At 68.9% G+C, this 25,471-nt stretch carries 20 protein-coding genes; 1 reads left to right on the plus strand and 19 read right to left on the minus strand.

The window, feature by feature from the left end; genetic code table 11:
• Nucleotides 1-186: 186 nt before the first annotated feature.
• Both NRB20_RS21615 and pruA read right to left on the minus strand, forming a co-directional pair.
• Nucleotides 187-1,212: a proline dehydrogenase family protein gene (locus NRB20_RS21615; RefSeq protein ID WP_153411947.1), complete on the minus strand. Its 1,026-nt coding sequence runs from the start codon at nt 1,210-1,212 to the stop codon at nt 187-189.
• Entirely contained in the window at nt 1,209-2,864 is a 1,656-nt protein-coding gene (gene pruA, locus NRB20_RS21620) for an L-glutamate gamma-semialdehyde dehydrogenase (protein WP_153411948.1), read from the minus strand. Before pruA ends, NRB20_RS21615 begins: the two co-directional genes overlap by 4 nt.
• A gap of 88 nt (nt 2,865-2,952) precedes the next feature.
• Between pruA and NRB20_RS21625 the strand changes: the two genes are divergently transcribed.
• On the plus strand, nt 2,953-4,620 hold the full coding sequence (locus NRB20_RS21625) for a PucR family transcriptional regulator (RefSeq protein WP_319945233.1): 1,668 nt from the start codon (nt 2,953-2,955) through the stop codon (nt 4,618-4,620).
• A 223-nt stretch (nt 4,621-4,843) separates the two neighbouring features.
• Here NRB20_RS21625 and ileS read toward each other — a convergent pair whose 3' ends face one another.
• The 17 genes from ileS to NRB20_RS21710 all read right to left on the minus strand — a co-directional run bounded on the left by ileS (nt 4,844) and on the right by NRB20_RS21710 (nt 25,390).
• Nucleotides 4,844-8,020, minus strand: coding sequence for an isoleucine--tRNA ligase (gene ileS / locus NRB20_RS21630; protein WP_153411950.1), 3,177 nt, complete (start codon nt 8,018-8,020; stop codon nt 4,844-4,846).
• 343 nt (nt 8,021-8,363) lie between these two features.
• Nucleotides 8,364-8,564, minus strand: a complete 201-nt coding sequence (locus NRB20_RS21635; RefSeq protein ID WP_153411951.1) for a hypothetical protein — start codon at nt 8,562-8,564, stop codon at nt 8,364-8,366.
• A gap of 105 nt (nt 8,565-8,669) precedes the next feature.
• On the minus strand, nt 8,670-9,506 hold the full coding sequence (gene wag31 / locus NRB20_RS21640) for a DivIVA-like cell division protein Wag31 (protein WP_153411952.1): 837 nt from the start codon (nt 9,504-9,506) through the stop codon (nt 8,670-8,672).
• 73 nt (nt 9,507-9,579) lie between these two features.
• Nucleotides 9,580-9,882, minus strand: a complete 303-nt coding sequence (locus NRB20_RS21645) for a YggT family protein (protein ID WP_222975084.1) — start codon at nt 9,880-9,882, stop codon at nt 9,580-9,582.
• Nucleotides 9,883-10,006: 124 nt separating this feature from the next.
• Nucleotides 10,007-10,795, minus strand: a complete 789-nt coding sequence (locus NRB20_RS21650) for a cell division protein SepF (RefSeq protein ID WP_153411954.1) — start codon at nt 10,793-10,795, stop codon at nt 10,007-10,009.
• Nucleotides 10,792-11,034: a hypothetical protein gene (locus NRB20_RS21655; RefSeq protein WP_153411955.1), complete on the minus strand. Its 243-nt coding sequence runs from the start codon at nt 11,032-11,034 to the stop codon at nt 10,792-10,794. The genes NRB20_RS21650 and NRB20_RS21655 overlap by 4 nt, the downstream gene beginning before the upstream one ends.
• 107 nt (nt 11,035-11,141) lie before the next feature.
• Nucleotides 11,142-11,894: a YggS family pyridoxal phosphate-dependent enzyme gene (locus NRB20_RS21660; protein WP_153411956.1), complete on the minus strand. Its 753-nt coding sequence runs from the start codon at nt 11,892-11,894 to the stop codon at nt 11,142-11,144.
• A 133-nt stretch (nt 11,895-12,027) separates the two neighbouring features.
• The gene (gene pgeF, locus NRB20_RS21665; protein ID WP_153412095.1) at nt 12,028-12,747 is read right to left on the minus strand and encodes a peptidoglycan editing factor PgeF; all 720 of its coding nucleotides are present in this window, start codon (nt 12,745-12,747) and stop codon (nt 12,028-12,030) included.
• Between the two features lie 292 nt (nt 12,748-13,039).
• The gene (gene ftsZ / locus NRB20_RS21670) at nt 13,040-14,272 is read right to left on the minus strand and encodes a cell division protein FtsZ (protein ID WP_153411957.1); all 1,233 of its coding nucleotides are present in this window, start codon (nt 14,270-14,272) and stop codon (nt 13,040-13,042) included.
• Between the two features lie 363 nt (nt 14,273-14,635).
• Nucleotides 14,636-15,268 (minus strand): cell division protein FtsQ/DivIB, encoded by a 633-nt coding sequence (locus NRB20_RS21675; protein WP_153411958.1) that lies wholly within the window; start codon nt 15,266-15,268, stop codon nt 14,636-14,638.
• A 47-nt stretch (nt 15,269-15,315) separates the two neighbouring features.
• On the minus strand, nt 15,316-16,821 hold the full coding sequence (murC, locus tag NRB20_RS21680) for a UDP-N-acetylmuramate--L-alanine ligase (protein ID WP_153411959.1): 1,506 nt from the start codon (nt 16,819-16,821) through the stop codon (nt 15,316-15,318).
• Complete coding sequence (murG, locus tag NRB20_RS21685; RefSeq protein ID WP_319945234.1) at nt 16,818-17,978, minus strand: undecaprenyldiphospho-muramoylpentapeptide beta-N-acetylglucosaminyltransferase; 1,161 nt, start codon at nt 17,976-17,978, stop codon at nt 16,818-16,820. Before murG ends, murC begins: the two co-directional genes overlap by 4 nt.
• Entirely contained in the window at nt 17,975-19,402 is a 1,428-nt protein-coding gene (gene ftsW / locus NRB20_RS21690; protein WP_406603863.1) for a putative lipid II flippase FtsW, read from the minus strand. The genes murG and ftsW overlap by 4 nt, the downstream gene beginning before the upstream one ends.
• Nucleotides 19,403-19,433: 31 nt before the next feature.
• A complete protein-coding gene (gene murD, locus NRB20_RS21695; protein WP_153412097.1) occupies nt 19,434-20,882 on the minus strand; it encodes a UDP-N-acetylmuramoyl-L-alanine--D-glutamate ligase in 1,449 nt (482 codons plus the stop codon).
• Between the two features lie 49 nt (nt 20,883-20,931).
• A complete protein-coding gene (mraY, locus tag NRB20_RS21700) occupies nt 20,932-22,008 on the minus strand; it encodes a phospho-N-acetylmuramoyl-pentapeptide-transferase (protein ID WP_153411960.1) in 1,077 nt (358 codons plus the stop codon).
• Nucleotides 22,005-23,564: a UDP-N-acetylmuramoyl-tripeptide--D-alanyl-D-alanine ligase gene (locus NRB20_RS21705; RefSeq protein WP_153411961.1), complete on the minus strand. Its 1,560-nt coding sequence runs from the start codon at nt 23,562-23,564 to the stop codon at nt 22,005-22,007. The genes mraY and NRB20_RS21705 overlap by 4 nt, the downstream gene beginning before the upstream one ends.
• Nucleotides 23,561-25,390 (minus strand): Mur ligase family protein, encoded by a 1,830-nt coding sequence (locus NRB20_RS21710; RefSeq protein WP_319945236.1) that lies wholly within the window; start codon nt 25,388-25,390, stop codon nt 23,561-23,563. Before NRB20_RS21710 ends, NRB20_RS21705 begins: the two co-directional genes overlap by 4 nt.
• Between the last annotated feature and the right edge of the window lie 81 nt (nt 25,391-25,471).

Genomic DNA, 25,471 nt, shown 5'->3' on the forward strand with positions numbered 1-25,471 from the left:
GCAACACCCGCCGAGCAGCACTACACTTCCCCGCCGATCGGGCTGGGGAAGATCTTCGAGGTGGGCCGGTTCGGCTTCCCCCTCATGGAAGCCGACCCGGTCGTTCGCTACCTCGTCATGAACTGTATCACCATCTGCCATCTTTCAGTGGTACATACCACTATTTAACGGTCCAGTAATAATGCCTCAGATCTCGGGCAGCGCCGAACGCAGGAAGAACAGCAGGTTCGCCGGTCGCTCGGCCAGCCTGCGGACGAAGTACCCGTACCACTGATCGCCGAACGGGACGTACACCCGCAGATGCTGGCCCAGGCCGATCAGCCGCTCCTGCTCGGCGGGACGGATCCCGTACAGCATCTGGAATTCGAAGTCCGCACGCCCGCGCGAGGTCGCCGTCGCCAACAGCGCGGCGGCCTCGATCATGACCGGATCGTGCGTGGCGACCATCGGATATCCCTTGCCCCACATCAGAATTCGCAGACAGCGCAGATAGGAGGCATCGACCTCGCGCTTGCGCCGGAACGCCACCGGCTCCGGCTCGTCGTAGGCGCCCTTGCAGAGCCGGATGCGCGCGCCCTCCTGCGCGAACGCCGCGCAATCGGCTTCGGTCCGGCGCAGATACGCCTGCAACACGGTGCCCACCGTCTCGGGATGGTCCCGGCGCAGCGCGCGCACGATCGCCAGCCGCGCCTCGGTGGAGGCGTGATCCTCGGCGTCGACGGTCATCCAGATCCCCGCTGCCGCAGCGGCTTCGGCGATCGTGCGGGCATTGCGCAGCGCCACCGCGTCGCCGTCGCGGCCGAGGGCCTGTCCGAGCGCGGAGAGTTTCACCGAAACCTCCAGCGGGCGTGGGGCATCCGCGGCCTCGCGCGGCAACTTCGCCAGGGGTTCGAGCAGGCGCAGGTACTCGCGCACCACCAGGTCGGCCTGCGCGGGATCGACGGTGTCCTCGCCCAGGTAGTCGATCGTGACGAAGCGGTTCTGCCGCAACAACTCTCGCACAGTCCCGAGCGCCGCGTCCCGGGACTCGCCCGCGACGAAACGGTCGACGATCCGCCTGGTCACCGGCATCCGGGTGATACCGCGTTCGGCGCGAGCCGATCGGGCCACGGCCAGCAGCGCGGGCCGCAGCGGATTACCCGGAGCCCAGGTGGGCCGGTGGTGCGCCGCGGACTCGGCGGGCTGGGTCGGTTCGGTGTGCACCGCGCTCATCTCGATTCCCCGGATTCGCTGGCCTGATGCGGATATTCGTGCGCGGTCGCCGGAACGAAGGTCTCCTTGATCGACCGCGGCGAGGTCCACCGCAGCAGATTGAGCGGGGATCCGGCCTTGTCGTCCGTCCCCGAGGCCCGCGCGCCGCCGAACGGCTGCTGACCGACCACCGCGCCGGTCGGCTTGTCGTTGAGATAGAAGTTCCCGGCCGCGAAACGCAGTGCGGCCCCGGCCTTCTCGATGGCGTGGCGATCCCGGGCGATGACCGCGCCGGTCAGTGCGTAGGGCGAACCCGAGTCGACCAGATCCAGCGCGTCCTCGAACGCACCGGGCCGGGCATCGTCGTAGACGTGCACCGACAGCACCGGGCCGAAATACTCGCTCCGGAAGGCGTCGTCACCGGGATCGTCACCGAGCAGCAGGGTCGGGGCGACGAAATAGCCGACGCTGTCGTCGCACGTGCCGCCCGCCGCGACGGTCAGGCTCGCGGTCGACTTCGCGCGATCCAGCACACCTGCGAGCCGGTCGAACGCACGCCGATCGATCACCGCCCCACCGAAATTCGTGAAATCGGTGACGTCGCCGTACCGCAGCGCGTTCACCTCGTCGATCAGCTCCGCGCCCATCCGCGACCACACCGAACGCGGGACGAACGCACGCGAGGCCGCCGAACACTTCTGCCCCTGGTACTCGTACGCGCCGCGGATCAGCGCGGTCCTGAGCACCTCCGGATCGGCCGAGGGGTGCGCGAGCACGAAATCCTTACCGCCGGTCTCCCCCACCAGCCGCGGATAGCCGCGATAGGTATCGATCCGACTACCCACCTCCCGCCACAGCCGCTGGAAGGTGCGCGTGGAACCGGTGAAATGGATGCCCGCCAGCCGCGGATCGGCCAGCACCACCTCGGACACCTCGGGCCCGTTGCCGTGCACCAGATTGATCACCCCGGGCGGCAGTCCGGCCGCCTCGAGCAGGCACATCGTGTGATAGGCCGCCACCGCCTGGGTCGGCGAGGGCTTCCAGATCACGGTATTGCCCATCAGGGCGGGCGCGGTCGGCAGATTGCCCGCGATCGCGCTGAAGTTGAACGGGGTGATCGCGTAGACGAAACCCTCCAGCGGGCGATAGTCGGTGCGGTTCCACACCCCCGGCGCGGAAACCGGCTGACCGGCCAGGATCTCGCGGGCGAAATGCACGTTGAACCGCCAGAAGTCGACCAGTTCGCAGGGTGCGTCGATCTCGGCCTGATAGCAGGTCTTGGACTGGCCGAGCATGGTCGCCGCGGCGATCCGCTCCCGCCACGGGCCTGCCAGCAGATCCGCCGCGCGCAGGAAGACCGCGGCGCGTTCGTCGAAAGGCAGTGCGCGCCAAGCGGACGCGGCGTCGGTGGCGGCGGCCACGGCGTCGCGGGCCTCGTCCGGCTCGGCCAGGTGCAGGGTGCCCAGCACCTCGGCGTGCCGGTGCGGCTGCACCACATCCACCGCGGCTCCGGTGCCGGGCCGGTGGCGCCCGTCGATCACGTGGCAGATCTCGGTGGGGTGGGCGGCCAGCTCGTTCAGAGCGGCGCGCAGGCGTGCGCGTTCGGGGGTGCCGGGCGCATAGGAGTGCACGGGTTCGTTGGTCGGTGCGGGGACCGTGGTGATCGCGTCCATAGCAGGAAATAAACACCGACGAGACCGGTCACGACTTGTTCCATCGGACGAATTGCGGGATGAGTTTTGGTCGGATTGAATGAAGAGTGTGAATCAGTTCATACCGCTCTCGGAGCTGCTGTCGGCGCTGACCAGCTCGGTCGTCACGCTGGTGGACACGCCAGAGGGCGATGACGTGATGGTCGGCTCGGTGGCCTTCCTGGATCCGGACGACCCGGTCCCCGAGGCGGCCCCCGCCCAGCCGTTGCCGGAGCTGTATCTCCAGGTCGGAGTCTCCGACGCCGACGCGGCGCACTGGCTGCGCGAGCTCACCCGGCACTGTCCGGCGCGGTATCGCCCGCGCGCACTGTTCTCCAAGGGAGCCGAGGAGCTGCGCGAGGCCGCCCGCGCGGCCGGACTCGCGCTGATCGCGGTGCATCCGCACGCCCGCTGGGAGATGGTGCACGCGCTCGTCGGGCGGATCATCGGACAGGGCGGCGGCCCGCTGACGGTGACCGCCACCCCGGCACTGGACACCGATCTGTTCGGGCTCGCGGCCTCGGTGGCCGAATCCACGCACGGACTGGTCACCATCGAGGACGACCAGTCCCGGGTGCTGGCCTATTCGGCCGACAGCAGCGCCTGCGCCGACGCGGTGCGGCGGCTGTCGGTACTGGGCCGTCAGGGGCCGCCGGGCTACCTGCACTGGTTGCAGCGCGAGGGCATCTTCGACCGGCTGCGCAACACCGGTGACACCGTGGAGGTTCCGGCCCAGCTGGAGTGGGAAACCAAGCGCCGCATCGCGATCGGCATCCGCGAGCCGGGCGTGCCGGGCATCCGCCCGCGCACGGTACTGGGCACCATCTGGGTGCAGGAGGGCGCGGAACCGCTGCGTTCGGACAGTCCCCGCGTGCTGCGCGGCGCGGCTTCCATTGCCGCACGGGTCATCTGGCGCACCCGGCACGCGCCGACCACCGACGCGCTGCTGATCCAGCGGCTGTTCGGCGCGCACGGCGGCGACGTCGACGTGGCCGCCTTCGCCGAGACGTTCGGCGTCGCGGCGGACGGGCGCGCGGCGGTGGTCGGCTTCGCCCGGCACACCGACGAGCCCGAACCGGCCCACCGCACCCACGACGCCGTACACCGCGGCGCGGTCACACTTCGCCTGCACGCCAGCGCCTTTCGGCAAGACTGCGTCACCACGGTGATCGGCGATCGGCTGTATGTGCTGTTCCCCGAGCATCATTCGGCCGATCGGGTGACGTCCTGGACCAGACAGGTCATCGAACAGCTCGCCGACCGATCCGGCCTGCGCCTGCGCGCCGCCATCGCCTCCCCTGTGGACGGCCTGGCCGACGCCGCCCGCGCCCGCGCCGAGGTCGACCGGGTGCTGGACCGCACCGCCGACCTCCCCGACGCCGACACCGTCACCACCCTGGCCCACTCCCGCACCACGGTCCTGCTCGCCGAAATCCTCACCCTGATCGCCGATCAGCCCCAACTCCGCGACCCCCGCCTGGACACCCTCGTGGCATACGACGCGAAATACTCCGCCGACCTACTCGCCAGCCTGGACGCCTACCTCGCCCGCCACGGCGATGTCCGCACGGCCGCAACGGATCTCAGCATCCACCCCAACACCCTGCGCTACCGCGTCCGCCGCGCCACCCAACTCATGGGCCTGGACCTGGACTCCGCCCCCGACCGCCTACTCCTGGAAATCCAACTCGCGGTACACCGCTCGGCCACCCCACCTCCCGCCGAAACTCGCAACTGAACCGCACCGGTCCCGAACTCTCGCCCGAATCCCCGACTGGCCGCGACCGATATCCGCTCACCGATGCCCGGGACCCACCAACCGGCGCTGTTCACGAGAGCCCGGCTGCTGTCCGCTTATCACGATCCACTGCCATAGAACTGCCCCGAAACACAATGTGCCCGTAGGGATTTCTCTCCCTACGGGCACATTGTCCAGGTCACGCCGTACGATCGGCCTCGACTCAGGCTTTGGTGATCGACACCTTCACCCCGCCGACCACCTCGGCCGCCTCCGGTCCCGCATCGGCGAATGTGAGTGTGGTGGCGAGGATTTCACCGGCGATCAGCTCGCGGTGCGTGCTCGCCCACTCGGCATGATCCGCCGGCACGTCCAGCACCACCGTGATGCGGTCCGACACCTCCAACCCCAGCGACTTGCGGGTCTCCTGCAGATCGCGGATGAGGTCGCGCGCCCACCCCTCGGCCTCCAACTCCTCGGTGACCTCCGAATTCAGCACCACCAGGCCGGCATTGCCGGGCAGCGCGGCGGTCGACTCGGGTTCGGCGGCGACCAGGCGCTGGGTGTACTCCTCGGGCAGTAGTTCCACCCCGGCCGCGATCACCACGCCCTCGGGGCTCTCGGACCACTCCCCGGCCTTGACCGCCTTGATCACCGTCTGCACCTGCTTGCCCAGGCGCGGACCCGCGGCACGGGCGTTCACGACCAGTTCGAAACGACCGTGCGCGGCCACATCGGTGGTCAGGTCGACCCGCTTGACGTTCACCTCGTCGGCGACGATATCGGTGAACGGCCGCAACCGTTCCGCATCGGCCGCAGCGATCGTCAACTCCGACAACGGCAGTCGCACCCGCAGCTGCTGCGCCTTGCGCAGGCTCAACACCGTCGAACACACCGACCGCACCTCGTCCATGGCCGAGACCAGCTCCGTGTCCGCGGGCAGTTCCCCGGCCTCGGGCCAGTCGGTCAGATGCACCGAACGCCCACCGGTCAGCCCGCGCCAGATCACCTCGGACACCAGCGGCAGCAGCGGCGCGGCCAGGCGGGTGGTCACCTCGAGCACCGTGTGCAGGGTGTCGATGGCGTCGTTGTCCTCCTCCCAGAACCGCGAACGCGACCGGCGCACATACCAGTTGGTGAGCGCGTCGGCGAAGGAGCGCAGTTCGTCGCAGGCCCCGGCGATGTCGTACACGTCCAGCGCCTCGGTGATCACGTCCCGGGTGCGCGCCAGCTTGGCCAGGATGTACCGATCCAGCACATGCTCCGAATCGGTGCGCCAGGTCCCCGGCTTCGAGGCGTACAGCTGCAGGAACGTCCACGCGTTCCACAGCGGCCGCAACGCATGGCTCACGCCCTCGCGGATACCGCGCTCGGTGACAATGAGGTTGCCGCCGCGCAGGATCGGCGAACTCATCAGGAACCAGCGCATGGCATCGGAGCCGTCGCGGTCGAACACCTCGTTGACGTTCGGGTAGTTGCCCTTGGACTTGGACATCTTGAGCCCGTCGTCACCGAGCACGATGCCGTGCGCGGCAACGGTCTTGAACGCCGGACGATCGAACAGCGCGGTCGCCAGCACGTGCATCTGATAGAACCAGCCGCGGGTCTGCCCGATGTACTCGACGATGAAGTCGGCCGGGTTGTGGCCCAGCTCCCCGCCCATCCCGTCGAACCACTCCTTGTTCTCGAACGGGTAGTGCACCTGCGCGAATGGCATCGACCCCGAATCGAACCAACAGTCCAGCACCTCGGGCACCCGGCGCATCACCGACTTGCCGGTCGGGTCGTCCGGGTTGGGCCGCACCAGCTCATCGATCGCGGGCCGGTGCAGATCGTCCGGACGCACCCCGAAGTCCCGTTCGAGCTCGTCCAGCGACCCGTACACATCGATGCGCGGATACGCCGGATCATCGGAGATCCACACCGGGATCGGGCTGCCCCAGTACCGGTTCCGGCTGATGTTCCAGTCCCGCGCGCCCTCGAGCCACTTCCCGAACTGCCCGTCCCGGATGTGCTCCGGCACCCAGGTGATCTCCTGGTTCAACGCCACCATCCGGTCCCGGAACTCGGTCACCGCCACGAACCAGGACGGCACCGCCATGTAGATCAGCGGCTGCCCCGAACGCCAGCTGTGCGGATACGAGTGCTCGATCGTCTCGTGCCGCAACAGCTTCCCGGCCGCCTTGAGATCCTTGATGATCACCGGATTCGCGTCGAACACCAGCAGACCCTCGTACGGCGGCACCATCGAGGTGAACCGCCCGCCCGGCGTCAGCGGCTGCACCAGCTCGATCCCGTTGGCGGTGGCGACATCCATGTCCTCCTCACCGAACGCGGGCGCCAGATGCACGATCCCGGTGCCGGATTCGGTGGTGACGTAGTCCGCGTTCAACACCCGATGCGAGTTCGGGTGGCCGACGAAGAAGTCGAACGGCGGCTCGTACCGCAGATCCGCCAGCGCCGCGCCCGCGTACTCACCCAGCACCTCGGGTTCGGCCCCGAGTTCGCGCGCGTACTGCGAAACCCGTTCGGCGGCGAGCAGATACCGCTTCTCGTCCTGCCCGCGCACCTGGACGTAGGTCACGTCCGGATGCACCGCGATCGCCAGGTTGGACGGCAGCGTCCACGGCGTCGTCGTCCAGATCAGCGCGTTGGCGCCGTCCAGATCGTGCAGCGGATGATCGGCGGGCACCCGCAGCGGCATGTCCACGGTGACGGCCGGGTCCTGCCGCATCTTGTAGGCGTCGTCGAGGCGGGTCTCCTGGTTGGACAGCGGCGTCTGCTCGTACCAGCTGTACGGCAGCACCCGGAATCCCTGGTACACCAACCCCTTGTCGTACAGCGTCTTGAATGCCCACATCACCGACTCCATGAAGTCGAGATCCAGGGTTTTGTAGTCGTTGTCGAAATCGACCCACCGGGCCTGACGAGTCACATAATCGCGCCACTCACCGGTGTAGCGGAGCACAGAGGATTTGACAGCGGCATTGAATTCCGCAAGACCCATCTGTTCGATCTGTGATTTGTCCGTGATACCGAGCTGCTTCTCCGCTTCGAGCTCCGCAGGCAGTCCGTGACAGTCCCAACCGAATCGCCGATCGACCTTCTTACCGCGCATCGTCTGAAAACGCGGGATCAAATCCTTGACGTATCCGGTGAGCAGATGTCCGTAATGTGGCAAACCGTTGGCGAACGGCGGACCGTCGTAGAAGACGAACTCGGCACTGTCCGAACGGTTGTCGATGCTGGCCCGGAAGGTGTCGTCCGCGGCCCAGTAGTCCAGGACGCGTTGCTCCAGCTCCGGGAAGGAAACCTGACCCCCGACGCCCAGATCGACGCGCGGATAGCTGTCCCGGACCTCGCCGGCCTCTGCCTTGCGGTGGGTTGTCTCGTCCGCCATGTCGGGACGTGTCTCCTCGTGCCGTATGCGCCGCAGCGCAGCCTGTGGGCACGGGGACGAATATCGGCGCCGGTGCGCCGAGACCGCGGTACCACCCCGCTTGCCCGGCGCAATGGTGACAGCGCCGGACCTCTCGTTGTGAGCTGTGACGGGCCCACCCGTTCGGTTCTACTGAGCGTCGCAGCTCACGAGGCCGCGCAGCCGTTCTTCCGAAGACTCCCCGGTGATTGCCGGATCAATGCCGTAGTTACAGGTTTGATTGTAGCCAGTGCGGTCAAAACTATTTCCGACCGCGGTCCGCGTTCGCATCGCGTGACCACCGGCGCGCCGCGCGCGGCACGGCTCAGTGTTTGACGTGCCGACCCGGACGCGTCTGGGTGTCATCGTCGGAATCGCGCATCGACAGGGCGCTCACCAGGAGCAGCACCGCGCCGATGACGCACACCACGATGCATCCCCAGGCCCACACCACCGAACCGGTGGTCAGTGCGGCGACCAGGAGGCCGAATCCGATAGCCGCGAGAACAAGTGTCAGGACGAGCATGGTCACCCCCTGGACGGGCCTGCTGGCTCGACGAAACTTCCGACCACGGCCGCGGCTGCGCGTACCGGTCCCGGGCTGGCGGGAACGGCGACAGCCGAAGCGAAACTACTTGCCGCCCTTGGCGAATGACGCAGGCGCATGATTGCCGTTGGTGCCATCGAAGGCCTCACCACCGTCGACCGGTACCGCCGAACCGCGGTTCTCGAGCTCCTCGAGCTGGGACTCCAGGTAGGACTTCAGCCGCACCCGGTACTCGCGCTCGAACGTCTTGAGCTGCTCGATGCGGCTCTCCAGCACGCTGCGCTGCTGGGTGATGGTGGCCATGATCTCGGTGTGCTTGCGCTCGGCGTCGGCCTGCAGGGCGTCGGCCTTCTCCTTGGCCTGACGCAGCTGGTTGTCCGACCGGCTCTGCGCGTCCGAGAGCAGCGTCTCGGCCTTCTGACGGGCCTCGGACACCATGCCGTCGGAGCGGGTGCGCGCCTCGGTGACCAGTCGCTCGGAATTAGCCCGCGCGTTGGACAGCAGCGTCTCTGCCTCTGTCTTGGCATCGGTGGTGAGCCGATCCGCCATCTCCTGGGCCAGGCTCAGCACCTTGGCCGCCTGTAGGTTGGCGTCGGCGGCGCTGTTGTCCTTGACCGGGGCGGGCGCGGCGACCGGCATGGGGGCCGGGGGCGGCACCGGAATCGGCTTGGGCGGTTCGGGCTGCGGCGGAGCGGGCTTCACCGCCTGCGGCATCGGGCGGGGGGCCGCCTTCGCGTCGGACAGCTCGGCGTCCAGCTCGGCAACCCGCTGGCGCAGATCCGCGTTCTCCTCGATGAGACGTGAGAGCTCCTGCTCGACCAGATCGAGGAACGCGTCGACCTCGTCCTCGTTGTAGCCCCGCTTCCCGATCGGCGGTTTGCTGAACGCGACGTTGTGCACATCGGCTGGGGTCAGCGGCATGGAAGGATCCCTTCACGCTTCGTACGGAGGTCTAGCGGTAGATCTTGCAAGCTATTCGTCACGACCCATTCTGTCACACCGGCGCGTGCGCCTGCCCGAGCCCGCCGGTGACCGTCATCAAGATGAACACGATGAATATCAACACCATAATGGACAGATCCAGCCGAATTCCGCCCAAGTTGACCGGTGGTATCAGCCGCCGCAGCAGTTTCACCGGAGGATCGGTGATCGTGAAGATCACCTCGAGCCCGATGACCACCGCGCCACGCGGGCGCCAGTCCCGGGCGATGCTCCGGATGAACTCGACGATGATCCGGCCGATGAGCAGCAACCAGAAGACGAACAGCAGGTAGTTCAACACACTGAACAGGGCCACCCCGCCACTCTGCCTCAGATTCGGTGTCCTGCAAACTCCCCGCGCCGTTCACCACGGCGCGGCATCCCCCGCGCGTCGCGCGTCAGCCGGGTGCACGGCCGCGACGCAACGTCCGATTCGAGCGTTATTTCTGGTTGTAGAAGCCGGTTTCGGCGATGCGACGGCGCTCCTCGGCCGATACGTCCACATCGGCCGGTGAGAGCAGGAACACCTTCGTGGCCACCTTGTCGAACGAGCCACGCAGCGCGAACGCCAGCCCCGCGGCGAAGTCGACCAGGCGCCGCGCGTCGGCGTTGCTCATCTCGACCAGATCCATGATCACCGGCGTGCCGTCGCGGAACCGCTCACCGATGATGGCCGCCTCGGTGAAGGTGCGCGGCCGCAGCGTCGTGATCTTGGACAACGGGCCTCCGTCCTCGAAGACCGGCGAGCGGCGCGGGGCGGGCTCGAAACGAGCGCGCTCCTCCAGTCGCCGCTCTTCCATCCTGCGCTCGACCTCCGGGTCGACCGCCAGCGCACCGTGAGTGGTGCCGCGGATCATCGACGAGCCGGTACCGAGGCCGCGCGAGCGCCCCGACGGCGCGGACTCGATTCGCGTCGGCCGACGCGACGGCTCGTAACGGTCGTCGGAATAGGAGTCGTCGGCGAATTCGCTCCGCCGCGACACCGTGTACCCGGGCTGATACGGCGCCTTGTACGCCGGCTCCGGATAGTTCTGCTCGGACTCGTAGCGATCGTCCTCGAAACGCGAAGAACGTCCCGCCCCCTCGTACCGCGGCTCGGAGAACTCCCGCGAACGACGCGCCGGACGGTCCTCGATCCCCCGAGACCCGCGATCGTCGACGTAGTCGTCCTCGTACTCCTCGAGCGGCACCATGCCGAAGTAAGCCTTGAACCTGTGCAGCGTACTCATGCCGGCACCTCGCTAGCGCTCGCCGCCAGCACGAGCACGCTCGTAGCTGTGCTTTCGATTCGCTCGCTGCGCTCCCTCATGGCCGGCACCTCGCTAGCGCTCGCCGCCAGCACGAGCACGCTCGTAGCTGTGCTTTCGATTCGCTCGCTGCGCTCCCTCATGGCTCCCACCTCGCTGACGCCTCCCCGCACGAGCACGCTCGTGACTGCCTTGACGACTCGCTCGCTGCGCTCGCTCATCCTGGTCGACCTTCCTACGGCCCCGGTTGACCTGGGGTGTTGAAGTCCTGCTCAATCCTCTTCGGCCACAAGCATATGTTTCGAATGTGACTGCTGAGGTTTGTTTGCTATCCCGAGGTTATCGGTCGAGCGCCCATCAAGGCAGTACCGACACGCACACAGGTGGACCCGTGTCGAATCGCGGCCTCGAGGTCTCCCGACATGCCTGCTGACAGTTCGGTCCCCGCGGGGTGTTGCGTCAAAAATCGGACATGCAGATCCGCCAGCCGAGCGAACTCGGCATCCGGATCGCAACGCTGCGGCGGAATCGCCATCAGGCCCGCGAGCTGCAGGTTCTCCAGGCTCGCGACCTGATCGGCGAGTTCGGGCAAATCGGCCGGCGCGACACCGCCGCGGGTCGGATCGTCGTCGAGGGCGACTTGCAGCAGCACCCGCAGCGGACCCTGCCGTTCACCCGCGTCACGGACCGCCCGGACCCCCGCGTCAAGTGCCGTTGCCAGCCGGGCGCTGTCCAACGAGTGGACCGTATGCGCCCAGCGGGCAACGGCTTTGGCCTTGTTGCGTTGCAGGCGGCCGATCATGTGCCATTCCACGCCCGGCAGATCGGCCAGTTCGGCCGCCTTCGCGGTCGCCTCCTGCTCGCGCGATTCGCCGAATTCACGCCGCCCGAGCCGGTACAGGATCGCCACGTCCGAGGCCGGGAAAAACTTCGTGACCGGCAGCAATCGCACCTGCGCCGGATCGCGCCCGGCCGCGCGGCAGGCCGCGTCGATGCGCTCGCACAACCCCGTCAACGCGGTCGCGAGCGCATCGGTCCGGGTGCCGGATTCCGCAGTGGCCCTTCCGAATTCGCCGATCATGATTCCTCTCCCTCGATTGCGATTCCTATCACGATCGGTCCGGGCGTGTCCCGTCAATTTCCGGACATCGGGTTGGAACCGGTTCTCGCACACCGCAACCGGCCCGCACCCGGCACACCGCTGCCCGGCCGGATCAGGCCGGCGGCTCGGTGGGCTCGCGCCAGATGACTCCGGCGATACGTCCGGTCGGCGCGCCCCGGCGATGACTGAACAGCGTGGCGTCCTCGATCGTGCACCGCGGATCGACCGCGACCGCACCCACACCCGCCGACTCGAGCTGCCGCCGGATGCCCGCGCGCAGATCCAGGCCCGGGGTGCGGTTGGCGGTCCGGGTGGCGCTGCCGGGCAGATGTGCCTCGACGTCGTCGCGCATCGCGGCGGGCACCTCGTACCGCGCGCCGCTCGCGGCCGGACCGAGGAACGCGCCGATCCGTTCGGGGCGCGCGCCGACCGAGATCATCGCCTCCAGCACCCGCGGCACGATGCCGATCCGCGCGCCGACCCGGCCCGCGTGCACCGCCGCGATCACCCCGGCCTCATCGTCGGACAGCAGGATCGGTACGCAGTCCGCGGTCAGCACGACCAACGCCAGGCCCGGGACGGTGGTCACCAACGCGTCGGTCACCGGCACCGGTTCCGCGCGCGGCCCGTCCACGATCTCGACCGTCCGGCTGTGCACCTGTTCCATCCAGACCAGCCGCTCCGGCGCCAAACCGATCCCCTCGGCCAGCCGAACCCGATTGCGCCGCACCGCCTCCGGATCGTCCCCGACGTGATCGCCGAGATTGAACGAGTCGTACGGCGCGCGCGAGAACCCACCCGCCCGCGTGGTGGTAACCCTCCGGGTGCGCATCAGCTGTTGCGTTGGCATACCCCCGAGATTAGTAGCCCTCCCCCACCACCATCCGGCCCAGCCGCATCACGCGAACCACCCTCACGGCACGGCCGCAGCCCGACGACCGTCCGCGATGCCGACACGACGACCGATCTCGAAGGGAATACGGATAACCGGCCGGGCGCACGAAGGCAGACCACGCCCGAATCCGCCGACTCGACACCCGGCGGCCCCGAGAGTCGGACAGGGGACTCGGCCAGAGACAAGTGAGCACCCGTCCGCTCAGGAACGGGTGCTCAGGTGAATCGAACTAGCGACGCATGAACGAGGGCACGTCGACGTCGTCGTCGGTGTCGTCCTCCGGCGGCTGGATGTGGCTGCGGGAGTTGTGGGCGACCGTCGGTTCCACGGCCGGGCGGGGTTCATAGGAGGGCGCGGGGCCGCGGGAGACGGGGGCCGGGGTCGCGGGCGGAGGGGCCGGGTCCGCGGTACGGCTCGGGAAATCGGTACCGCGGGAATGGGATTGGCCGACCTCACCCGCGCGCGCGGAGCCGATCGTGGAGCGGGTGACGGGGGCGTCCAGGCGACGGGTCGGGGTGCCGCTGTCGAATCCGGCCGCGATCACCGTGACGCGCACCTCGTCGCCGAGCGAATCGTCGATGACCGTACCGAAGATGATGTTGGCCTCGATGTGCGCGGCCTCCTGCACCAGCGAGGCGGCCTCGTTGATCTCGAACAGGCCCAGATCCGAACCGCCCGCGATCGAGAGCAGCACGCCGTGCGCACCGTCCATCGACGCCTCCAGCAGCGGCGAGTTGATCGCCGCCTCGGCCGCCTTCACCGAACGTCCCTCACCGCGCGAGGAGCCGATACCCATCAGCGCCGAACCCGCGCCGGACATCACGCTCTTGACGTCCGCGAAGTCGACGTTGATCAGACCCGGGGTGGTGATCAGATCGGTGATGCCCTGAACACCGTTGAGCAGCACCTCATCCGCGGAACGGAACGCGTCCATCAGGCTGACCGCCGCGTCGCCGAGCTGCAACAGCCGGTCGTTCGGGATGACGATGAGGGTGTCGCAGGACTCGCGCAGTGCCTGTATCCCGGCCTCGGCCTGGTTGCTGCGCCGCTTGCCCTCGAAGGAGAACGGCCGCGTCACCACACCGATGGTCAGGGCGCCGAGCTTGCGGGCGATGCTGGCCACCACGGGCGCGCCGCCGGTACCGGTGCCGCCGCCCTCACCGGCGGTGACGAACACCATGTCGGCGCCTTTGAGCACCTCTTCGATCTCGTCCTTGTGATCCTCGGCCGCCTTGCGACCGACCTCGGGGTCGGCGCCGGCGCCCAGGCCGCGGGTGAGTTCACGCCCGACGTCGAGCTTGACGTCCGCATCACTCATCAGCAGCGCCTGCGCGTCGGTGTTGACGGCGATGAACTCGACTCCCTTGAGTCCCTGTTCGATCATTCGGTTGACGGCGTTCACGCCGCCGCCGCCGATACCGACGACCTTGATCACTGCAAGGTAGTTGTGCGGGGGCGTCATGGGCTCTCGCCTTCCTTAGATCTAAGCCTGTCGTTTTCGAATTCCCGGCAGAGCGCCGAGCCGCGGATGGTTTCGATCCGGCTAACCCGGGCTCATGCCCGAGCAAACCCTCAACCTCAACCATAGGGTTGGCGTTATGTCAAGTATCCGACTGCTGCGGAACGCTATTCGTACCCGCCGCAATCCGCGCGCAGGCGCGCCGACGCGAGAACCAGAATCTTGTGCGATCCGTCTCGTCCGAGCCCGCCCCGCATCGTATCGCGAACAGCCGCTCGAGGCAGGGGGAATCGGCACCGGCGACCCCGGCGACTCGGCGCGCATCGCGACACGCACCGAAAACGCCAACGGCACAACGGGTATCACTCACCTTACCGTCACCAGATCCGGAGTCGAAACGTCGTATACCTGTCCGGGCCGGGTGAGCACCGGAACGACCACCTCGGCCTTGCGCGCCGAATCGGCCGCGCCGCCCCACAACACGGTGCGCCCGTCCCGCAGTTCCAGCTCGATATCCGAAACCGACCGCGCCACAACCTCACCCACCTGACCCCGCAAACCCCGCGAGGCGGCGGTGAGCACCGTCACCGCCGCGCGAGTGACCGGGTCGCTATCTCCCGGATGCGCGGTCGTCAGCTTCGGCACCCCGGGAGGCGGTGGCTCGATGGCGAATTCGACGCCGTCGGCGTCCAGCAGGTGCGAACCCTGCGGCGAATCGAAGTAGAGCACCGCGGTGCGCTCCTGCACGCTCACCCGGATCGTCGAGGGGAAATCCCGTCGCACCCGCACCGAATGCACCTTCGGGATCGCCGCCACCCGACGCGCCATCTCGTCGGTGTCCAGGCGCAGCAGCGAGACGCCGTCGGGCACCTGGAGCGCGTCACGCACCTGCTGCTCGGGCACCGTGGCCAGCCCTTCGATCGTGACGGTGCGCGCCGCCAGCAGCGGCGTGAACCACGCCACCAGGGCCAGCACCACCACGAGTCCGGCAACCGCCAAGCCGCACAGCATCATTCGACGCGACGGCGGACGCAGGCGGACGCTGATCATCGTCCGGTGGGCGGGCGCACCCGCAATCCGTCGAGGATCTGACCACCGAGCATCGTCACATCGCCCGCACCCATGGTGATCACCACGTCACCCGGCCGCGCCAGCCCGGCCGCCTGCCGGCCCACCCGCGACATATCCGGTTGGTAGTGCACGGGTTTGGAGACCGACTGGGCCACCAGCGCGCCGTTGACGCCCGGCAGCGGCTTCTCCCGCGCGCCGTAGACGTCCAGCACCACGACCTCGTCCGCGACGTCCAGCGCCGCGCCGAACTCCGTAGCGAATGTCGCAGTGCGACTGTACAAATGGGGCTGGAACACCACGATCACCCGGCCCTGCCGCGAGCGCGCGCCGTCCGCGGCCTCCTGCCGCACCAACTCCGCGGCCGCGCCGAGCACCGCGCGCACCTCGGTCGGATGATGCGCGTAGTCGTCGAACACCCGCACGCCGTTCTCCCGGCCGACGAACTGGAAGCGCCGATGCACACCGCCGAAACCCTCGAGTCCCTGGAGCACCTCGCCGAGATCGGCGCCGGTGTCCAGCGCGGCCAGCAGCGCCGCCAGGGCATTGAGGGCCATATGCCGTCCGGGCACCGAGAGCCGCAGCGTGCGGGGGGCGGATTCGTCGGCGAGCTGGAACGTGCACACCCCGCCCACGTCGCGCGGCTGCCAGGACAGCAGGCGCACGCCGACCGGAACCGGGGCGTCGGCCTGATCGCCGGAGCCGTAACCGAGTACGCGGATGCCGCGTTCGTACGAACGCGCCGCGACCCGTTCGGCCAACGCGCGCGAACCCGGATCGTCCAGGCACACCACCAGCAGGCCGCCGGGCGTGAGCCGATCCACGAAATCGTCGAAGACCTGGACGTACGCCTCGTCGGTGCCGAAGAAGTCCAGATGGTCCGATTCGATGTTGGTGACCACCGCGACGTCCGGATCGTATTGCAGCAGTGAGCCGTCCGACTCGTCCGCCTCGGCCACGAAATAGCCGCCGGTGCCGTGGTGGGCGTTGGTGCCCGCCTCGTTCAGCTCACCGCCCACCGCGAAGGACGGATCGAATCCGCAGTGCTGCAACGACACCACGAGCATCGAGGTCGTGGAGGTCTTGCCGTGCGTCCCGGACACCAGCAGCGTGTGATGGCCGTGCATGAGTTCGGCCAGCACGGCCGGGCGCAGCAGCACCGGCACCCCGCGCCGCTTCGCCTCGACCAGTTCGGGATTGGTCTTCGGGATGGCCGCGTAGGTGGTCACCACCGCGCTGGGCCCGCCGGGCAGCAGATCCAGCGCCCCGGCGTCGTGCCCGATCCGCACCTGCGCGCCCCGGGCCCGCAGCGCGAGCACGCCGCGGCTCTCCTTGGCGTCCGATCCGGACACCGATCCGCCCCGCGCGAGCAGGATCCGGGCGATGCCGGACATGCCGGCACCGCCGATACCGACCATGTGCACCCGTTGCAGCAGCTCGGGTAGCTCACCGACCGCTACGGTCGTGTCCTGTTCGTCGGTCATCGCCCGGCCACCTCCACCACGATCCGCGCCACCGCGTCGGCGGCGTCCCGATGCCCCGCCCCGGCGGCGGCCGCGGACATCCGCGACAGCCGCTCCGGGTCGGTGAGCAGCGGAATCACCTCATCCAGCACATATTTCGCGGTCAACTCCGCGTCGGCGACGATGGTGCCGCCGCCCTGCGCGACGATCGGCCGCGCGTTGAGTTCCTGTTCGCCGTTGCCGTGCGGCAGCGGTACGTAGAACGCGGGCAATCCGACCGCCGACACCTCGGCCACCGTCATCGCGCCCGAGCGGCACACCGTCGCGTCGGCCGCGGCGTACGCCAGATCCATCCGCGAGACATACGGCACCGCAACATATTTCGCGGCGTCACCGGGGGCGGGTGCGGCGAGTTGCAAGGTGTTCTTGGGACCGTGGGCGTGTAGCACCGAGATACCCGCGGCCAGCAACTGCGGCGCGGCGGCCGAGACCGCCTCGTTGAGCGTGCGCGCCCCCTGCGAACCGCCGAACACCAGCAGCACCGGCCCGTCGGCGGGCAACCCGAAATGCTCCCGCGCCTCCGCGCGCAGACCCGCCCGATCCAGGGTCGTGATCGACTCGCGCACCGGAATCCCGACGACCTCCGCATCGGACCGACCGGCGGCCCGCACACCCGAATTCGCCACCGCGGCCAGCACCCGCGCCGCGCGCCGCGCGCCGACCTTGTTCGCGATGCCCGCCTTCACATTCGCCTCGTGCACCACCACCGGCACCGACCGGCGACGACGCAACCCGCGCCCGGCCGCCAGATAGGCGGGCAGCGCCACATAGCCGCCGAAGCCGACGATCACATCGGCCTCGACCGCATCGATCACCGCCCGGGTGCGCGCTACCGCGGCCCGCACCCGCCCCGGCAGCCGCAGCAGATCCGCGGTCGGCTTGCGCGGCAACGGAACCGGCGGAATCAACTCGAGCGGATAGCCGCGCTCGGGCACCAGGGTCGTCTCCAGACCGCGCTCGGTGCCCAGGGCCGTGATCCGGATCGTCGGGTCGAGGCGGCGCAACGCGTCCGCGACCGCCATGGCCGGTTCGATATGACCGGCGGTACCACCGCCAGCGACGATCACCGAAAGCGCCCGTCCCCCGATGTCGGGCCCGACGCCGCCGCTACTGGTCACCTGGACTTACCCCGTTCTCTCGCATGTGTCGTCCGATAGCTGGGCTCCCAGGCCCGCGTGGTCCGCAGCGACGCGGTGCCGCGGCGTTCGCGCCGTGCGGAATCCGAATCTACCCGTCTGCGCGCCGCGGGCAATTCGCGCCGGGTCGCCGAGCTCCGGGAGGCGCCGCGCGGCCGGGTCGCCGCACTGCGCGAGGGCGGATACTTCTCCGGCTTCGGCAGCCGCAGCAACCGGCTGAACCGGCCGTCCTGCCCGGCGTGCAGGGCCGCGACGGCCTCGGGTTCGTGCCGGGCGGCACTGGCGATGACGCCGAACATCAGCAGCGTGATCGCCAGCGAGGAACCACCCGCCGAGACCAGCGGCAACTGCAGGCCGGTCACCGGCAGCAGACCCACCACATAACCGATGTTGATCAGCGCCTGACCGGTGATCCAGGTCGTCGCGGTGGCGACCAGCAGCCGCAGGAACGGGTCTGCGGACCGGCTCGCGATCCGCAGACCCGTGTACACGAACAGCGCGAACAGGCCCAGCACCAGTGCGCAGCCGAGGAATCCGAGTTCCTCGCCGATGATCGCGAAGATGAAGTCGTTGTGCGCGTTGGGCAGATAGCTCCACTTGGCCCGGCTCTGGCCCAGGCCCCGGCCCCAGATACCGCCGTCGGCGAGGGAGAACATCGCCTGCCGCGCCTGATATCCGATGCCCTGCGGATCGTCACCCGGATTGAAGAACGCGCGCATCCGATCCGAGCGGTATCCGGCCGTCATCGCCAGCACCAACGCCGCCACCACGCCCGACGCGCCGATCGCGACGAACAGCCGCACCGGCAACCCGCCGAACCACAGCAGCGCCACCAGGATGATGCCGACCGCGATCGTGGTCGACAGGTTCGGCTCCAGCACGATCAGCAGACAGCACAGCAGACCGGCCGGGACCAGCGGCATCAGGATCTCTTTGTATCCGGCGTTCTCCGCGCGCCGGGTGGCCAGCAGATGCGCACCCCAGATGATCAGCGTGACCTTGACGATCTCCGAGGGCTGCACATGCACGATGCCGATATCGAACCAGCGTCGCGAACCCTGCGCCTCGGTGCCGATCCCCGGAATCAACACCAGCACCAGCGCCAGCACCGACACCGCGAACATCGGAAAGGACAGCCGCCGCAACGCCCGGAACGGAATCCGCAGCGCCAGATAGAACAGCACCGCACCCAGCACCGCGAACAGCAACTGCTGGATGAACAGCGAATAGGCCGAACCGTCGTCGGCGTAGGACTCCACGCTCGACGCCGAGAGCACCATCACCAGACCGAGCACGGTGAGCAGGGTGGCGATCGTGACGACCAGATGGAACGAGGCGAGCGGACGCGCCAGCCAGGCACCGAACCACGTACCCGCACTTCTGCGCGCCGGTTTGGTCACGCTCACTCCTCACTGACCACGGGCGCCACCCGCCGCATCACTGCTGGCTCCCGATATCTCCTTCGTCCAGCGCCTGCACCGCCGCGACGAAACTGCGTCCCCGGTGGGTGTAGTCGGCGAACATGTCCAGTGACGCCGCCGCCGGGGCGAGCAGCACCGTGTCACCATTGGTGGCGTATCCGGCGGCGATGCGCACCGCCCGGGCCATCACCGCGTCCGCGCCGTCGATCTCGGACGTCAGTTCCGCACCCATCCCTGCATCGTCACCCGAACCGAGCTCGACGACCGGGACATCGGGGGCGTGTCGCGCCAATGCGGTGGCGATGACCGGGGCGTCCTTACCCAGCAGCACCACCGCGACGAGACGTTCGGCCACCTCCTCGACCAGATCGTCCACGTGCGCGCCCTTGAGCAGTCCCCCGGCGATCCACACCACCTGCGCGTGCGCCTGGATCGAGGACCGGGCCGCGTGCGGGTTGGTGGCCTTGGAGTCGTCGACGAATTCCACGCCCGACAGCTCGCGCACCGAGGCCGCGCGATGCGGGCCCACCTTGTGCTCCTGCAACCCCTCTTTCACGAATTGCGGTGCGACATCGATGGATCGGGTCAGCGCCGCCGCCGCGAGGGCGTCGGCCACCCCCGCCGGACCGGGCGGGCTGATATCGCGCACCTCGGCCAGGATCGCGGCCTTGGTGAACGCGCGATCGAGCAGTTTGCCGTCCACCACGCCGAGTTCACCGTCGGCGGGGACGCCGACGCGGAAACCGACCGTGCGCCGCGCCCGCGACCGCCGGGCCAGCGCCGCGGCGACCGGATCGTCCAGGCCGACGACGCCGACCCGGCCCATCAGCGCCCGTGACTTCGCCGCCGCGTACGCGTCCAGGCCGCCGTGCCAGTCCAGGTGATCCTCGGCCACGTTCAGCACCACGCCCGCCTCCGGACGTACCGAAGGGGCCCAATGCAATTGGAACGAGGACAGTTCCACCGCCAGCACCTGCGGCCCCGGCGTGCGCCGCAGCGCGTCCAGGATGGGCAGGCCGATATTGCCGCACGCGACGCTGGCGATCCCGGCCGCGCGCAGGATCGCGTGCGTCATCTGGGTGGTGGTGGTCTTGCCGTTGGTGCCGGTGATCACCAGCCATTTCCGCACCGGTCCGTACAGCCGCGCCTGATCCACCCACCAGGCGAATTCGACGTCGCCCCAGACCGGTACGCCCTCGGCGACCGCGGTGGCCAGCACCGGGGAGTCGGGCCGCCAGCCCGGACTGGTGATCACCAGCGCGAAGCGGTCCAGCCCACCGGATTCGAGCAGGCTCTCCCCCGTGGCGGTGTCCAGGCCCAGTTCGGCCGCCTCGGCCATCGCCTTTGCCCCGGCGTCGGTGACCACCGGGGTCGCGCCGATATCGCGCAGCGGATCGATCAGGGAACGACCCGATACGCCCCAACCGGCCACGAGAACGTCACGGCCACGCAGGAATTCGAGCATGGGGCCCGGCGATCGCAGGGCCCGCGGAGTGTGTTCGACCATTGCTGCTTTACCCGACCTGAGAGAGGTATTCGCTGTAGAACAAACCGAGTCCGATCGCCGACGCTATGCCCGCGAGTAACCAGAACCGAATGATCACCGTAGTCTCGGCCCATTTGCTGAGTTCGAAGTGGTGGTGGAACGGCGCCATCTTGAACAGCCGGTTACGCGTCGTGCGGTACACCGCGACCTGCAACACCACCGAGGTGGTCTCCGCGACGAACAGCGCGCCGATCACGATCATCAGCAGTTCGGTACGCGAGAGCAGCGACAGGCCCGCGATCAACCCGCCCAGGGCCAGCGAACCGGTGTCACCCATGAAGATCTTCGCGGGAGCCGCGTTCCACCACAGGAATCCGATGCAGGCCGCGGCGCCGGCGGCGCACACCAGCGCCAGGTCCAGCGGGTCGCGCACGTTGTAGCAGCCCGCCTCGGCGTGCACCGAGCACGCGTTGCGGTACTGCCAGAAGGTGATGATCACGTACGCGCCCAGCACCAGGCTCATCGACCCCGCGGCCAGACCGTCCAGGCCGTCGGTGAGGTTCACCGCGTTGGACCAGGCGACCACCACCAGGCATACGAACGCCAGGAAGATGATCACGCCCATCGACACCGTCGTGATGTCGCGGACATACGACAGGTGCCGGCTCGCCGGGGTCTGCTTGTTCGCGCCCGGGAACTGCAACGCCAGCACGCCGAAAACCACTGCCGCGGTGAGCTGTCCGATGTATTTGCCCGCCGCGGTCAGGCCGAGGTTGCGGCCCTTGCGCAATTTGATGAAGTCGTCGATGAAACCGACCCCGCCCAGCGCGGTGGTCAGCGCCAGCACCAGCAGGCCCGAGACCGTCGGTCCCTCGGCGCGGTAACCGATGCCGATCAGGTGCGAACCCAGGTATCCGGCCCACAGACCGGCCAGGATCGCGACGCCGCCCATCGTCGGGGTACCGCGCTTGGCCTGGTGGCTCTCGGGTCCGTCGATCCGGATCTCCTGGCCGAAGCCACGTTTGGCGAACATCCGGATCAGCAACGGCGTCAACAGGATCGACACCGCCAGTGCGATCGCCGCCGCGAAAAGAATCTGCCTCATCGGCCCGCTTCCGTGTCCACAGGAGGCACTTCCGAGCCCTCCGTACCGGCGCCGGGCGCTGTGCTGCCCGGCGCGAGATGCTCTGCCACCGCCCACAATCCGACGGAGTTGGATGCCTTCACCAGCACCACGTCCTCGGGTGCGAGTTCCGCGTCGAGAATCTCGAGCGCGGCGGCGATGTCGTCGACCAGGATCGACTCCTCACCCCAGGAGCCCTCCATGACCGCACCCTGATGCAGGGCGTGCGAGGGACGTCCGGCGCCGACCACGATGAGCCGGTCCACGTCCAGCCGGACCGCGAGGCGGCCGATGCGATCGTGTTCGACCACCGAATCCTCGCCCAGCTCGGCCATTTCGCCGAGCACCGCCCAGCTGCGCCGCTTACCGCCGGGTCCGCCGGTCGCGCCCGCGCGGGCCATGGTCACCAGCGCCTTGAGCGCGGCACGCACCGAATCCGGGTTGGCGTTGTACGAATCGTTGACGACCGTGACGCCGTCCGGGCGGGTGCGCACATCCATCCGATGCTTGGAGGCCGCCCGCGCGCTCGACAGCGACCGCGCGACCGTCTCGAGGTCCGCACCGCATTCGAGCGCGACCGCGGCGGCCGACAGCGCGTTGGCGACCTGATGCTCACCGTGCACCGACAGCCGCACCGGAACCTCGGAACCGTTGGCGCGCAAGGTGAATCGAGCGCGCGCGGATTCGTCGAGCTGCACGTCCAGCGCGCGCACAGCGGCGCTCTCGGACTGCCCGGCGGTCACCACCCGTCCCACGGTGCGCGTCGCCATGGCGGCCACGTTCGGATCGTCGGCATTGAGCACCGCGACCCCCGAGGAGGTCAGCGCCTCCACCAACTCGCCCTTGGCCTGCGCGATCGCGTCGCGGCTGCCGAATTCGCCCAGATGCGCGGTGCCGACATTGAGCACCACCGCGATCGAGGGCGGCGCGATCTCGGTGAGCGCCTTGATATGTCCGGGTCCGCGCGCGGACAGCTCCAGCACCAGGAAACGAGTGCTGGCATCGGCGCGCAACGCCGTCCACGGGAAACCGAGTTCGTTGTTGAACGACTCCGGCGGCGCGACCACCGCGCCGAGCGGGGTCAGGACCTGCGCGAGCAGATCCTTGGTCGAGGTCTTGCCGGAGGAGCCGGTGACGCCGACGACGGTCAACTCACCGTTCGTGGTCAGACGTTCCACACTCGCGCGGGCCAGTTTGGCCAGCGCCGCGAGCACCGCGGCCGCCGAACCGTCCGTGTCGTGCGCCAGCACGTAGGCCGAACCGCCGTCGGCCCCCCGCTGGCCGGCCGGGCTCACCACCACGGCGGGCACCCCGACCGGTCGCGCGGCCAGCACCGCGACCGCACCGGCGGCCACCGCCCCGGCCGCATAGTCGTGCCCGTCGACCCGCGCACCCGGCAACGCCAGGAACAGATCTCCGGAATTGATTCGGCGCGAATCGAATTCGACCGCACCGGTCACCGTCACCGCGGGATCGGGAACATCGTGCAGCGTGCCGCCGACGATCTCCGCGATCTCCCGCAGGGTCATCTCGATCATGAAACCGTCAGGTCCTTGTCATCGGGCACCGATCGCCGGCAGAGTGCCTCCGCCAGCACCTCTCGGTCATCGAACGGATACTTCACACCCGCAATCTCCTGCCCTGTCTCATGCCCCTTACCGGCCACCAGCACCACGTCGCCGGACCGAGCCCAGTCCACCGCCGCGGCGATGGCCGCCGCCCGGTCACCGATCTCGGTGACCTCACCACGTTCGGCCTCGGCCATGCCGAGCGCGCCCGCGCCGATCGCCGCGCGGATCGTCGCGGGATCCTCGCTGCGCGGATTGTCGTCGGTGATGATCACCAATTCCGCACCGCGCGCGGCGGTCGCGCCCATCAACGGGCGTTTACCGGCGTCCCGATCGCCGCCCGCGCCGACCACCACGGCCAGCCTGCCGTTCGAACCCTTCAGATATTCGCGCAGGGTCGCGATGACCGATTCGACCGCGGCCGGTTTGTGCGCGTAGTCGACCACGGCCAGGAAATCCTGGCCGCGATCCACCCGCTGCATCCGGCCCGGCACATCGACCTCGGCCAGCGCCCGCGCGGCGACCTCCGCGTCCACGCCCGCCGCCGCGCACACCGCGATCGCCAGCAGGCCGTTGGCGATGTTGTATCGGCCCGGAAGACGCAGCCGCACATCGACTTTCACGTTCTCGGCCGGGGCTGATGCACCGGACTGTTCCGCACCGGACGCGGCACCCGGCCCGAGCGCGGTGAACCGCTGCTCGCCACCGCCCAGCGTGGTCGCGTCCACCGCGGTCCAATCCGGTTCCGCGCCATCGCCGATCGGACCGGCACCGGTCGACACCGTCACCACCGGCGCGCGCCCGCCCACCTCGCGGGCCAAGCGTCGGCCCCAGGCGTCGTCGACGCAGATCACGCAGGTCTGCGCGGCCACCGACCCGGACGACGCGCTGAGCGACTCCGGGACGAACAGCTTGCGCTTGGCCGCGAAGTAGTCCTCGAAATCGGCATGGAAGTCCAGATGATCCTGGGACAGATTCGTGAACGCCCCCACCGCGAACCGCACCCCGTCCACCCGGCCCAGCGCCAGCGCGTGACTGGACACCTCCATCACCACCGCCTGCACGCCCTGCTCGACCATCAGCGCGAACATCGCGTGCAGCTGTGGGGCTTCGGGCGTGGTGAGCGCACTGGGCACCCAGGACCAATTGCCGCCCGAGCGGGGGCCCTGCGTGGTTACGCACGCTGCCTCCGCAGAATCCGATGGCGACGCTTCCGAGGGCCCTGCGTGGTTACGCACGCTGCCTCCTCCGGGCCCGCCGGGCGCGTCGCAGCCCTGACCGCTCGGGCGGGGCCCCCCGATGCGGGTCTCGATGGTGCCGATCAACGCGGTGCGCAGTCCCGCCGCGGACAGACCCGCCTCGACCAGATAGGACGTGGTGGTCTTCCCGGAGGTGCCGGTGATACCCAGCACCCGCAACCGCTGCGACGGATTCCCGTAGATCGCCGCGGACAGCTCACCCAACACCGAACGCGGATTCTCGTGCACCAGAACGGGCACCGAGAGTGTGCCGATCGATTCGGCGCCGACGGCATCGGTGAGCACCGCGACCGCGCCGCGCGCCACCGCGTCGGCGGCGAACCGGGCGCCGTGCGCGTGCGCACCGGCGAGCCCGGCGAACAGATCCCCCGGCTGCACCGCATTCGAACGCTGCTCGATTCCGGTGATCACCACCCCGGTGAGCTCGCCGACGCCGACGCCGGAAAGGCGCGCGCCCGTGAGCTCGACGACCGTGTGCAACTCCGTCGACGGCGGCACCGCCGGACGCAGCACCTGCGGGCTGGGCTGCACGGGCACGAGGCTCCTCTCAGTCACAATGCGGCTCTACTCGGCAAATCCGCCGCGGACGGGTTTCGGATCGACGAGTCAGGGTACCGA

It is taken from the genome of Nocardia macrotermitis, from assembly GCF_009604405.1.
GTDB lineage: Bacteria > Actinomycetota > Actinomycetes > Mycobacteriales > Mycobacteriaceae > Nocardia > Nocardia macrotermitis.

Coding starts and splice junctions, on each gene's coding strand:
- NRB20_RS21705 (WP_153411961.1), bottom strand. CDS start 23,564: ATGATCGAGATGACCCTGCGGGAGATCGCGGAGATCGTCGGCGGCACG.
- murD (WP_153412097.1), bottom strand. CDS start 20,882: ATGCTCGAATTCCTGCGTGGCCGTGACGTTCTCGTGGCCGGTTGGGGC.
- NRB20_RS21660 (WP_153411956.1), bottom strand. CDS start 11,894: ATGATCGGCGAATTCGGAAGGGCCACTGCGGAATCCGGCACCCGGACC.
- wag31 (WP_153411952.1), bottom strand. CDS start 9,506: ATGCCGCTGACCCCAGCCGATGTGCACAACGTCGCGTTCAGCAAACCG.
- mraY (WP_153411960.1), bottom strand. CDS start 22,008: ATGAGGCAGATTCTTTTCGCGGCGGCGATCGCACTGGCGGTGTCGATC.
- ftsZ (WP_153411957.1), bottom strand. CDS start 14,272: ATGACGCCCCCGCACAACTACCTTGCAGTGATCAAGGTCGTCGGTATC.
- NRB20_RS21635 (WP_153411951.1), bottom strand. CDS start 8,564: ATGCTCGTCCTGACACTTGTTCTCGCGGCTATCGGATTCGGCCTCCTG.
- NRB20_RS21655 (WP_153411955.1), bottom strand. CDS start 11,034: ATGAGCGAGCGCAGCGAGCGAGTCGTCAAGGCAGTCACGAGCGTGCTC.
- pgeF (WP_153412095.1), bottom strand. CDS start 12,747: ATGCGCACCCGGAGGGTTACCACCACGCGGGCGGGTGGGTTCTCGCGC.
- murC (WP_153411959.1), bottom strand. CDS start 16,821: ATGACCGACGAACAGGACACGACCGTAGCGGTCGGTGAGCTACCCGAG.
- pruA (WP_153411948.1), bottom strand. CDS start 2,864: ATGGACGCGATCACCACGGTCCCCGCACCGACCAACGAACCCGTGCAC.
- ileS (WP_153411950.1), bottom strand. CDS start 8,020: ATGGCGGACGAGACAACCCACCGCAAGGCAGAGGCCGGCGAGGTCCGG.
- NRB20_RS21615 (WP_153411947.1), bottom strand. CDS start 1,212: ATGAGCGCGGTGCACACCGAACCGACCCAGCCCGCCGAGTCCGCGGCG.
- NRB20_RS21650 (WP_153411954.1), bottom strand. CDS start 10,795: ATGAGTACGCTGCACAGGTTCAAGGCTTACTTCGGCATGGTGCCGCTC.